Consider the following 13,102-nt stretch of genomic DNA (forward strand, 5'->3'; position numbering starts at 1 on the left):
CCATGCTGGATCGATGAAAAACGTAACGATCGTTCTAATTTTTCTATTCTTCCTTTCCGGCATGATCTGCCCGATTCACGCCGAATCCGCCGATACGCAGCCCGACCAGGGACTTCACGATGCGTCGGCCCAGTATGTGAGCCCACCACCGGAAGATGCACCGTCGCATGACGCTCACGGAGAGGCCGGGATGTCCCATGAACAGGCGATTGCCCAGGTTCTGCTCTCTCTTGTTCTCATCCTGGTTGCCGCGAAGATCGGCGGGGAAGTCGCTGAGCGGTTTCACCAGCCGGCCGTGCTGGGAGAGCTCCTTTTCGGCGTGATTATCGGGAACCTGAACCTCCTGGGCTACCACGGACTGGAGTTTCTCAAGACCGATTTTACGATTGGAGTTCTTGCGGAGATCGGCGTTATTCTCCTGCTCTTCGAGGTGGGTCTGGAAAGTAATATCAAGGAAATGATGGCCGTTGGAGGATCCGCGTTTTTGGTGGCGACGATCGGAGTTGTGACGCCGGCCCTTCTGGGGTATTTCACGGCAGTTTTCTTTATTCCCCAGGAGCCCTTTCTTGCCCACATCTTTATCGGCGCCATCCTCTGCGCTACCAGTGTCGGCATCACAGCAAGAGTTTTGAAGGACCTGAATAAATTAAACACGAAGGAAGCCCGGATCATTCTGGGAGCGGCCGTCATCGACGACATCATGGGGCTCGTAGTATTAGCCGTGGTCTCCGGTGTAATCTCCGCGGCTTCGAGGGGTACGGAGCTGGATATCCTGGGAGTCAGCGTTATCGTTTTGAAGGCAGTGGTCTTTTACGTGGCCGCCCTGATCCTTGGACAGTGGCTTTCCCCCAAGGCATTTCACCTTGCCTCAAAGCTCCGGGTTCAGGGGATGCTTCTGATCACGGCCCTGGTCATCTGCTTTTTCCTTTCCTGGGCAGCGGCCCTGATCGGACTGGCCCCGATCGTGGGTGCCTTCGCTGCGGGACTCATTCTGGATGAGGTTCATTTCAAGGACTTTCGAAAACGTGGAGAGCACAGCCTGGACGAGCTTCTGAAACCCCTGTCAGCGACCCTTGTGCCAATCTTCTTCGTTCTCATGGGCATTAAGGTCGATCTGACCTATTTTGGTGACACGAACATCCTCCTTTTCGCCATGGTCCTGACCGTTGCCGCCATTATTGGAAAGCAGGCCTGTGGACTGGGGGTCCTGGATAAGGGCGTAGACCGCATATCCGTCGGTGTGGGCATGATCCCCAGAGGAGAGGTCGGCCTCATCTTTGCCGGTATCGGGACTACGTTGATTCTGAACAACGAACCCGTTGTTTCACCAGGGGTTTTCGGGGCTTCCGTTATTATGGTGATTCTGACAACCTTGATTACGCCTCCCATTCTGAAGATTCTTCTATCCAGAAAGGATGCTTGATCGTATTTCTTGAATTTTTGTCAAAATGTATTGTAAATCCTTGACTTATCAGGGTTAATTTCTTATTATCAAGGTGAATAAACACGGTGAAAGCGCCTTCCGGACGCATAAGGGAGGCGTATGATTTGTTTTTCTTATGGAGGCGGAATGAAATATTTCTTTGGTATGGTTGTAATTTTTTGTTTTTTTGCGGCAAATATCCCTGCGCAGGATCCCAGGGTCGATCCAGCATTTCGGCCTCAGTCGGTTCCATCAGGAATACATGAGAGATTTCAGACCGTATCCGTTCCCGGCCTCCGCGCGCTCAGCTGTGCCGGAGCCACCACGATTCAGTGCGGGGATGTCGTGGCCGGCGATACCGTGGGATTACCCAATACTCAGGATGTCTATGGCGGCGTGACCGGTACCTTTTCCGGAAGTGAGCAGGTATACGCTTTGACATTGTCCGCGACCACGAATATCGATATATATCTGGAAGACCATCCCGGGAGGGGACAGTACCTCTTTTTGCTGGAACGTGGACAATGTAATCCCAATCTGGTAATCGAAGGCGGTGTCGATGATATTCACCTCGACGGAGCCATCGCCGGTACGTATTACCTTGTTGTGGACGGTCGATCTCCGGCCGACAATGGGCCCTACACATTGCGGATCGTCTGTAATACGCCGGTTTCTCCCCCTGATTGTGATGCCTTCTATACGGTTACCAATCCGGCAGCCTACTCCTGGTATGATGCGCTTGGGGGCACCCTTCACACACTGGGTGATAATGTGAATACGGGTTTCCTGCCCCTTCCCTTTACCTTCAATTACTACGGAACCGATTACAGTTCCATCGCGATCTGCTCAAACGGATGGGCCTCCTTTGTCTCCGATACAAGCTTTGCCTATTTCAACACGACCATTCCAGGGACCACCGATCCAAACGCCATGCTGGCGATCCAGTGGGACAACCTGGTTACAGACCAGGTCTATACCCAGACCATGGGTACGGCGCCAAACCGTGTGTTCGTCATGGAGTGGTATCAGGCCTATCCATGCTGCAATGCCACGCTTCCCCGCAACACCTTTGAGATCGTTCTTTTTGAATCCACGAACGAAATCCTTTTTCAGTATTCGACTATGGCATCAGGAGTATCCTCCAGCACGATCGGTATCGAGAACATCGACGGCACCTCGGGATTCCAGATTTATTACAATCAGGCGCCCAATCTCACAAATTCAGCGATTAAATTTTCACCTTCGGGTATTACCTTTCCTGACTGTGCCACAGCATCCAATCTCTATTGCAACACCACCGTTGCCGGTGACACATCGGCAGCAGGCCGTTCCAACCGGGTACTTGCATACAGCTGCGGGGTCGATACCTATGCTGGAAATGAACAGGTATACCTTCTTACCCTGACCCAGCCCGAGGTGATCCGTTTTGACCTGACCGATACCGGATCACGGGAGATGGATCTCTTTGTCCTGTCATCCTGCAGTCAGTGCGAGTGCCTCGCCGGAGGGAGGGAAGACGTTAAAGCCTCCCTCAGACCGGGAACCTATACCATCGTCGTGGATGGATTTACACCTGCAGATGACGGCCCCTTTACCCTCACGGCAACCTGCACCTCCTGTGTCGATCCGGACAAACATGAACGATGGATCATCTGTGAGAATCCCGATGATCCTTCCATTACACCTTCCACGACCTCCGCCTTCACCTGGTACTTTGATGATTGCGACTACTGCAGGGATAGCGGTAATCCATGTTTCACAAGCCCCTGTACCTTCGATATGTACATTGTGGCGGAGTGTGGAGCGGAAATGCACATGCCACTCTGGGACAACGAGAGCGGGGATCTGAGAATTTACGACATGATGGCCGAACAGTATGTCTATCTCTACGCCCAGAGCACAGGAGGATGGTCCGCCCAGGGGTATGAAATCGCATGGCAGGACTGCAGCGGAATGAACCCAAACTGGAATAATGTAACGACAGATATCTGGTTTTATGGGTCTCCCACACTCTGCGGAATCTATCGCGCCGAGTTTGTGAACTGGGGCGGATTTATCTGGGAGCTCTATTCCAACTGTACAGGGACCAGCTCCCCCGGTTTCAGGATCTTCGACAACTACTGCGAAGCGCTGGCCAATTACGATCCCTATCCTGTTCTTTCCGTGGAATCCATGACCATTTCGGGTACGTGTCCCACCTATACGGTGGATTACGCCATCTCCAATGCCGGCTGTTCTCCGGCGACGACGACGGTCGTGGTCAATTCCGATCTTGGAGGATTTGCAGAGCATGAAGAGGCAAATATTCAGCCGGGAGAGACGAGGACCGGGTCCATTACATTCAGTGTGCAGAGCTCAGGAACCGGGACAATCTACGCCTATGCAGACCTGTACAACGAGGTTCAGGAATGTCAGGAAGCCGGAGATACCGCCACCGCGTGCAGCATTTCAGGTGGAGGTCCCGTTGCAACGCAGAGCGTGACCTGCAACTGCGTGATTCCTCAATTTTCCGATGTCCAGCTCAATGATGTCTGTACGGGAATTCAGTTGACCTGGAGTCCGGCCGTATTCGGGTCCGGGGCAGGCCATTACGATCTTTACCGTTCTACCGTATCGTTCGAAGATGCCCTCCTCCAGCCTCCCATCGCCACTCTGCTGACCGCCACATCCTACCTGAATACGGGAACTGTCTTTGGAACGACCTACTACTACGTCGTGAAAGCGGAGGATTCCCAGGCCGCCCCCCCGGGATGCAGCGCCGGCCCGCATAACGGCCTGTATACCGATGTCAATGCAGGACCCATAACGGAAAATGTTACGCGACCTAACGCGACCGCTTCCAACACCGGACCCTATTGCGAGGGAGAAACCATTCAATTACTTGCCTCTCCCGACGGAATGAGCAGCTACAGCTGGACCGGGCCCAACGGCTTCACATCGACGGACCAGAACCCGACGATCCCCAATGCCACGCTGGCCATGGCCGGCACCTATAATCTGACAATCACACAATACGGGTGCACGCGAAGTGCGAAAACGGAAGTATTCATCGACACGGCTCCAGCCGTGGAAGCCGGTCCTGACGAAGATGCATGTCTCAACGATCCTGCCTTTGCTCTTTCCGGACAATCTCCTGCGGGCGGAGTGTGGAGCGGTCCCGGCGTCACCGATGGTGCTCTTGGCATCTTCTCACCTTCCGTTGCAGGTGCGGGAGTCCATGTCATTACCTATGCCTACTCAGCACCCGACGGCTGCACCATCTCTGATACGAAGAATGTCACCGTGTACTCTCTTCCTGAACCGACGATCACAGGTCCGGCAGAAATGTGCCCGGGGGAAAGTGTTTCCCTGGATGCAGGAGCCGGATATGCTTCCTATCTGTGGAATCCGGGTGGACAGACAACACGAACCGTAACGGTCAGTCCGGGATCCACGACGACATACACGGTTACCGTCACGGATGGAAACGGCTGTCAGGGGTCCGATACCCATGAAGTTGTTGTTCACTCCCTGCCGGCGATTACGGCAGGGAATACCGGTCCCTACTGTGTGGGGGAAACCATTCAATTGTCCGGAAGCCCGGATGGAATGACAAGTTATGCCTGGGTGGGACCAGCCGGCTTCACTTCTTCGTTCCAGAATCCATCCATCCCCAACGCGACCACCGCGAGGGCGGGAACCTATACCCTGACCGTGGAGACAAGCGATGGATGTACAGGCTCGGCCCAGACGACGGTGACCGTGCATGCCAATCCGACCCCCACGATCACCGGTCCGACCGAGACCTGCGAGGGGCAGAGCGTGACGCTGGATGCGGGAGCCGGATATGCTTCGTATCTCTGGAGCCCGGGAGGACAGACGACCCGGACGATCACCGTCAGCCCCGGATCCACGACGACCTATTCGGTCACGGTATCCGACAGCAACGGATGCCAGGGCAGCGACAGCCACCAGGTCGTCGTCCATGCCCTGCCGACGGCCAGTGCCTCGAATACCGGCCCCTATTGTGAGGGTGAGACCATTCAGCTCAACGGCGGACCGGCCGGGATGGCTTCGTACGGCTGGACCGGGCCCAACGGGTTTACATCGGCCCTGCAGAATCCGACGATTCCCGGTGCCACAACGGCCATGGCCGGAACCTACACATTGACCGTACAGACAAATGACGGATGCACCGACACGGCGCAGACGACGGTGACCGTGTATGCCAATCCCACGCCCACGATCACCGGTCCGACCGAGACCTGCGAGGGGCAGAGCGTGACGCTGGATGCGGGTGCCGGATATGCTTGGTATCTCTGGAGTCCGGGTGGACAAACCACGAGGACGATCACCGTCAGTCCCGGATCCACGACAACCTATAATTTAACGGTTACGGACGGCAATGGCTGTCAGGGCATCGACACCCATACGGTTGCGGTCCTTGTCCTGCCAGCAGCGACAGCCTCCAACGGCGGCCCCTACTGTGAGAGTGAGACCATTCAGCTCAATGGCGGACCGGCAGGGATGGCTTCGTACAACTGGACCGGACCCGACGGATTTTCCTCAACCCAGCAGAATCCCGCGATTCCCGGTGCCACGGCGGCCAAGGCTGGAACGTATACACTGACCGTTCAGGCTTCCAATGGATGTTTCGGAACGGCAGTTACGACCGTGACCGTAGTTCCATCCATGGATATCCATGTCCTTCCGGAAGGGCCGGAGACGCTCTGCACGGGAGAGAATGCGGACCTGACCGTTCGAATTTCCGGAGGAAGCGGCAGGTACGGACTTCAGTGGACGGAGGATGGATCCGATCTTTCGGGAGAAGCGGGAGAAGCGGCCTGGAATGAGGGCGGCACGGGAATATCCGATAACGATCCTGTGGGAACCACATTCCTGCTTGCCGGGTTTGAATCCAGTCCGCCTGTGGGAGATGCATTCCTGGACTTCAATCTGGCAGGCAGTGCCAACTTGACATCATGTGTCCGAATTGACCTCGAAGCTCCGGGAGGTGCTGTCTACACGTTGAAGAACTATGGAGAGAGCAATCAATCTCCCTATGATGTGACGACCCTCTACAATGCGGAAGGCCCCGGAGATTACCATGTCACAGTATTCGAAGATTCCGGGTGCGGGAGTGGAACGGTGGATATTGTGGATCTCTTCATGGGGATCGGATCAAATCTCTCCCGTTCGTATGGAACTCCGCAAAGTCACGCTTATTCCTGCAGTGTTACGGACCGGGGGGTCGTGTCGGGTTGTGAGGGTGAAGATACCACTCCAACAGAGGTGAGCTGGGTGGATATCACAGCCAGCGCCTCGAATACCGGCCCCTATTGTGAAAGCCAGACCATCCAGCTAAGCGGCGGACCGGCCGGGATGGCTTCGTACAGCTGGACCGGGCCCAACGGGTTTACATCGGCCCTGCAGAATCCGACGATTCCCGGTGCCACAACGGCCATGGCCGGAACCTACACATTGACCGTACAGACAAATGACGGATGCACCGACACGGCGCAGACGACGGTGACCGTGTATGCCAATCCCACGCCCACGATCACCGGTCCGACCGAGACCTGCGAGGGGCAGAGCGTGACGCTGGATGCGGGAGCCGGATATGCTTCGTATCTCTGGAGCCCGGGAGGACAGACGACCCGGACGATCACTGTCAGTCCATCGAGCACAACGACCTTTTCGGTCACCGTATCCGACAGCAACGGATGCCAGGGCAGCGACGGCCACCAGGTGATCGTCCATGCCCTTCCGACGGCCAGCGCCTCGAATACCGGCCCCTATTGTGAAAACCAGACAATCCAGCTGAACGGCGGACCGGCCGGGATGGCTTCGTACAGCTGGACCGGGCCCAACGGGTTTACATCGGCCCTGCAGAATCCGACGATTCCCGGTGCCACAACGGCCATGGCCGGAACCTACACATTGACCGTACAGACAAATGACGGATGCACCGACACGGCGCAGACGACGGTGACCGTGTATGCCAATCCCACGCCCACGATCACCGGTCCGACCGAGACCTGCGAGGGGCAGAGCGTGACGCTGGATGCGGGAGCCGGATATGCTTCGTATCTCTGGAGCCCGGGAGGACAGACGACCCGGACGATCACTGTCAGTCCATCGAGCACAACGACCTTTTCGGTCACCGTATCCGACAGCAACGGATGCCAGGGCAGCGACGGCCACCAGGTGATCGTCCATGCCCTTCCGACGGCCAGCGCCTCGAATACCGGCCCCTATTGTGAAAACCAGACAATCCAGCTGAACGGCGGACCGGCCGGGATGGCTTCGTACAGCTGGACCGGGCCCAACGGGTTTACATCGGCCCTGCAGAATCCGACGATTCCCGGTGCCACAACGGCCATGGCCGGAACCTACACATTGACCGTACAGACAAATGACGGATGCACCGACACGGCGCAGACGACGGTGACCGTGTATGCCAATCCCACGCCCACGATCACCGGTCCGACCGAGACCTGCGAGGGGCAGAGCGTGACGCTGGATGCGGGAGCCGGATATGCTTCGTATCTCTGGAGCCCGGGAGGACAGACGACCCGGACGATCACTGTCAGTCCATCGAGCACAACGACCTTTTCGGTCACCGTATCCGACAGCAACGGATGCCAGGGCAGCGACGGCCACCAGGTGATCGTCCATGCCCTTCCGACGGCCAGCGCCTCGAATACCGGCCCCTATTGTGAAAACCAGACAATCCAGCTGAACGGCGGACCGGCCGGGATGGCTTCGTACAGCTGGACCGGGCCCAACGGGTTTACATCGGCCCTGCAGAATCCGACGATTCCCGGTGCCACAACGGCCATGGCCGGAACCTACACATTGACCGTACAGACAAATGACGGATGCACCGACACGGCGCAGACGACGGTGACCGTGTATGCCAATCCCACGCCCACGATCACCGGTCCGACCGAGACCTGCGAGGGGCAGAGCGTGACGCTGGATGCGGGAGCCGGATATGCTTCGTATCTCTGGAGCCCGGGAGGACAGACGACCCGGACGATCACTGTCAGTCCATCGAGCACAACGACCTTTTCGGTCACCGTATCCGACAGCAACGGATGCCAGGGCAGCGACAGCCACCAGGTGATCGTCCATGCCCTGCCGACGGCCAGCGCCTCGAATACCGGCCCCTATTGTGAAAGCCAGACCATCCAGCTCAACGGCGGACCGGCCGGGATGGCTTCGTACAGCTGGACCGGACCCAACGGGTTTACATCGGCCCTGCAGAATCCGACGATTCCCGGTGCCACAACGGCCATGGCCGGAACCTACACATTGACCGTACAGACAAATGACGGATGCACCGACACGGCGCAGACGACGGTGACCGTGTATGCCAATCCCACGCCCACGATCACCGGTCCGACCGAGACCTGCGAGGGGCAGAGCGTGACGCTGGATGCGGGAGCCGGATATGCTTCGTATCTCTGGAGCCCGGGAGGACAGACGACCCGGACGATCACTGTCAGTCCATCGAGCACAACGACCTTTTCGGTCACCGTATCCGACAGCAACGGATGCCAGGGCAGCGACAGCCACCAGGTGATCGTCCATGCCCTGCCGACGGCCAGCGCCTCGAATACCGGCCCCTATTGTGAAAGCCAGACCATCCAGCTCAACGGCGGACCGGCCGGGATGGCTTCGTACAGCTGGACCGGACCCAACGGGTTTACATCGGCCCTGCAGAATCCGACGATTCCCGGTGCCACAACGGCCATGGCCGGAACCTACACCCTGACCGTCGAAACTGTTGACGGATGCACCGACACGGCCCAGACAACCGTCGAAGTCAACCTGACCGCAACGGCCACCGCATCAAACGGGGGACCGTATTGTGAAGGAGAAACGATCCAGCTCAACGGCGGACCGGCCGGGATGGCTTCGTACGGCTGGACCGGACCCGGCGGGTTTACATCGGCCCTGCAGAATCCGACGATTCCCAACGCCACGAATGCCATGGCCGGAACCTACACATTGACCATACAGACAAATGACGGATGTACCGGGTCCGAGCAGACAACGGTTACCGTTCATCTGAATCCCACTCCCACGATTACCGGGCCAACCGAGACCTGCGAGGGGCAGAGCGTGACCCTGGACGCGGGAGCCGGATATGCTTCGTATCTCTGGAGCCCGGGAGGCCAGACAACCCGGACGATCACTGTCAGTCCATCAAGCACAACGACCTTTTCGGTCACCGTATCCGACAGCAACGGATGCCAGGGCAGCGACAGCCACCAGGTGATCGTCCATGCCCTGCCGACGGCCAGCGCCTCGAATACCGGCCCCTACTGTGAAAGCCAGACCATCCAGCTCAACGGCGGACCGGCCGGGATGGCTTCGTACGGCTGGACCGGACCCGGCGGGTTTACATCGGCCCTGCAGAATCCGACGATTCCCAACGCCACGAATGCCATGGCCGGAACCTACACCCTGACCGTCGAAACTGTTGACGGATGCACCGACACGGCCCAGACAACCGTCGAAGTCAACCTGACCGCAACGGCCACCGCATCAAACGGGGGACCGTATTGTGAAGGAGAAACGATCCAGCTCAACGGCGGACCGGCCGGGATGGCTTCGTACGGCTGGACCGGGCCCAACGGGTTTACATCGGCCCTGCAGAATCCGACGATTCCCGGTGCCACGATGGCCATGGCCGGAACCTACACATTGACCATACAGACAAATGAAGGATGTACCGGGTCCGAGCAGACCAGCGTTACCATCTATCCGGCGGCAGTAGCCAATGCATCCAATGGAGGTCCTTACTGTGAGGGACAGACCATAGAATTAACCGGGCTTCCCAGCGGAATGGCCGGTTATGTCTGGTCCGGTCCCGACGGCTTCTCTTCCGCGCTTCAGAATCCCACCATCTCCAACGCAACAGTTACCATGGCTGGAGCCTATACGTTGACGATTCAGACATCCGATGGGTGTGTCAGCACGGCACAGACAGAAGTGGAGGTTAACCTGACCGCCACAGCTGCCGCCTCCAATGGTGGGCCGTACTGTGAGGGTGAAACGATCCAGCTCATGGGTGGTCCCAACGGAATGGCGAGCTACACCTGGTCCGGACCCAACGGATATTCTTCGTTGCTTCAGAATCCCTCGATTCTCAATGCCACCACGGCGATGACCGGGACTTATACCCTGACGGTTCAGACAACGGACGGTTGCACGGGGTCGGCCCAGACCCTGGTCACCGTTGTATCTCAACCCCTGGCAGAAGCCGGACCGGATCGCTCCCTGACCTGCACGACTCTATCCGTCACACTGCTGGGTTCGGCCGGTGGAGGATCGGGTTCATTTTCATACAATTGGGTTCCGTCGACCGGTCTGGATAATCCAAATCTCGCCCAGCCTGCGTGTTCCCAGTCGGGGACCTACACGCTGACGGTTACCGACACAGTCACAGGGTGCACCGATTCCGATACCGTGGTTGTTTCTGACGACACAACGCCGCCCCTGGTCACCGCCGGTCCCGACAAGGTCCTGACCTGTTCAGTGACCGCGGTCATTCTGGAGGGAGGTGCTTCGGGAGGATCCGGCTCCTATTCCTACAGCTGGGCGCCTGTGATCGGGCTCAGCGACCCTGCAAGCCCCCAGCCCACTTGCAACCAGCCGGGAACCTACACCCTGACCGTTACCGACAATGCAACCGGATGCGTGTCCAGTGATTCGATGACCGTCACCGAGGTGACGCTGCTGCCCGCAGCCTCCTTTTCACCGTTGAATCAGACGGTTTGTGTCAATACTGAAGTATGCTGGACCAGCACATCCCTCTATGCGGACACCTATCTCTGGAATTTTGGTACCGGTACCGATTTCTCCTCAGATCCCAATCCCTGTTTCACCTACACGGAACCTGGAACCTACACGGTGACTCTGACCGTAACTAATGATTGCGGTGTGGATGTGGAGACCGGTTCGATCACGATCGATCCCGTACCGGAAGCTTCTTTCAACTACACAACACAGAGCGGCACGTACTGCGTGGGTCGGGCTGTGAACTTTACGGACACCTCAACCAATACTCCCATTTCCTGGCAGTGGGACTTTGGGGATGGTGCGACTTCAACCCTGCAGAACCCGTCCCATACGTACTCCATCGATGGGTCCTTCACGGTCACCCTCATCGCCTGCAACGTGTGCGGATGCTCCGAACCCTATACCCGCGAAATTACGATTATCGCGGACTGCAATACGAACTGCTCCGCCAACTCCCACCCCATCGGATGCGAGGGAGGAACTCCCGTTGAAGTTCTGGGGAATACGTCCACCGATACGGACAACTACAACACCAGCTACTACGCGTGTAAGCCCGACATTAACTATGGCGGACCCAACTTCACCTATCGCCTCAACTTCGATCCCGGCGCAAATTTCATCATTACACTGGAAGAAACGGTCCCGGAGCCCAATGGCTACGAACTGGACCTGATCCTTTCGTCGGAGTGCAATCCTCCCTCTTGCCTGGCCTGGGGGGACACCGATCTCGGGTTTGACGATTTTACTCCGGAAAACGATCGTTTCTTCCTCATCGTGGATGGAAGGGACGGAACCAGCGGCCCGTACAAAATCACGGTGACCTGTCTCCCGCCGGACCAGACCGGTTCCTGTTCCGGTCCCAGCTTCAGCGGCATTACTCAGGCCTTGGACAACGACCCGTGCGGTCTGGGTGGTGTTAAGGTTGTCTGGCCTGCTGTTGTGGATTGGGGAACCGATAAAAACGGCGACGCCTGCACCGGTGGAACCTTTGAAGTTCTTCGTGCGCCCGTGAGCAGTCCTGCGAGTGAGATCACCGTGGGCTCGGGTCTTTCCGGAATCGAGTATGTCGACATCTCGGCCGTGAGGGATGAAGATTATCTTTACCGGGTAAACGCTGTCAACTCCTGTTGCGCGGAGCCGACACGTACCGGGTTGACTGATGTTGGAACCGACAAAATTAACGCTCCACCCGTCTTTACTGGTCTTGTCAGCGCAATCGATGTCGATTCCCCAACGGGATGTGCAGCCTCGGGGATCGCTCTCTCCTGGCCGTCGGCTGACTTTGGTGACGCAACCGGATCGTATCGGATCCTTCGCTCCCTCGTCATTGAAGGCACCAACCCTGTAGTTCTGGAAGAAAGCTATACCGGGACTTCATATGTAGACACCACGGCAACTCCGAACATCATGTATTACTATCGGATTGAAGCCGTGAACGAGTGCGGGATCGCGGAGGATGGTGGAGGAGGGACCGTTCCGGGAATCGACCTGGCTGGAAGCCCGGGAGCCCGGGAACCCAGTCCGATGGACCAGGAACCCGCGGCGGAGCCCTTTCTCCTCGCGAAGAGCGGCACCGATGTTACCTTTTCCTGGGAGGAAACGGGTGTGACCTACAACCTGTACCGTGGATCCCTCGGAGCCCTCCGAAGCGGGTATTACGACCATTCCGCAATTTCCCAGTGCAACATTGTGGGGAATTCGATCACCTTCAATGTCGGGGATGGCAACTACTACTATCTCATCACAGCGTCCGCCTGTGCCGGTGGGGGAGAATCGTCCTATGGCAGGGACGGTACGTCAACTGAACGCCCGACCGCCGCCGATACCACAGGAATTACCTGCCCCTGATCAACGCCAGACAGAAAATTCTTACCGGGAGAGATATCC

Annotated in this window: 2 protein-coding genes; both read left to right on the forward strand. The window is 57.5% G+C overall.

Annotated elements, in window-relative coordinates:
- Positions 1 to 13 precede the first annotated feature (13 nt).
- Complete coding sequence (locus tag PLD04_00860; protein HXK66867.1) at positions 14 to 1,423, forward strand: cation:proton antiporter; 1,410 nt, start codon at positions 14 to 16, stop codon at positions 1,421 to 1,423.
- Between the two features lie 147 nt (positions 1,424 to 1,570).
- Positions 1,571 to 13,063 (forward strand): PKD domain-containing protein, encoded by an 11,493-nt coding sequence (locus PLD04_00865; protein HXK66868.1) that lies wholly within the window; start codon positions 1,571 to 1,573, stop codon positions 13,061 to 13,063.
- Positions 13,064 to 13,102: the final 39 nt, after the last annotated feature.

The sequence above is a fragment of the Thermoanaerobaculia bacterium genome (genome assembly GCA_035593605.1).
In the GTDB taxonomy this organism is placed as follows: domain Bacteria; phylum Acidobacteriota; class Thermoanaerobaculia; order UBA2201; family DAOSWS01; genus DAOSWS01.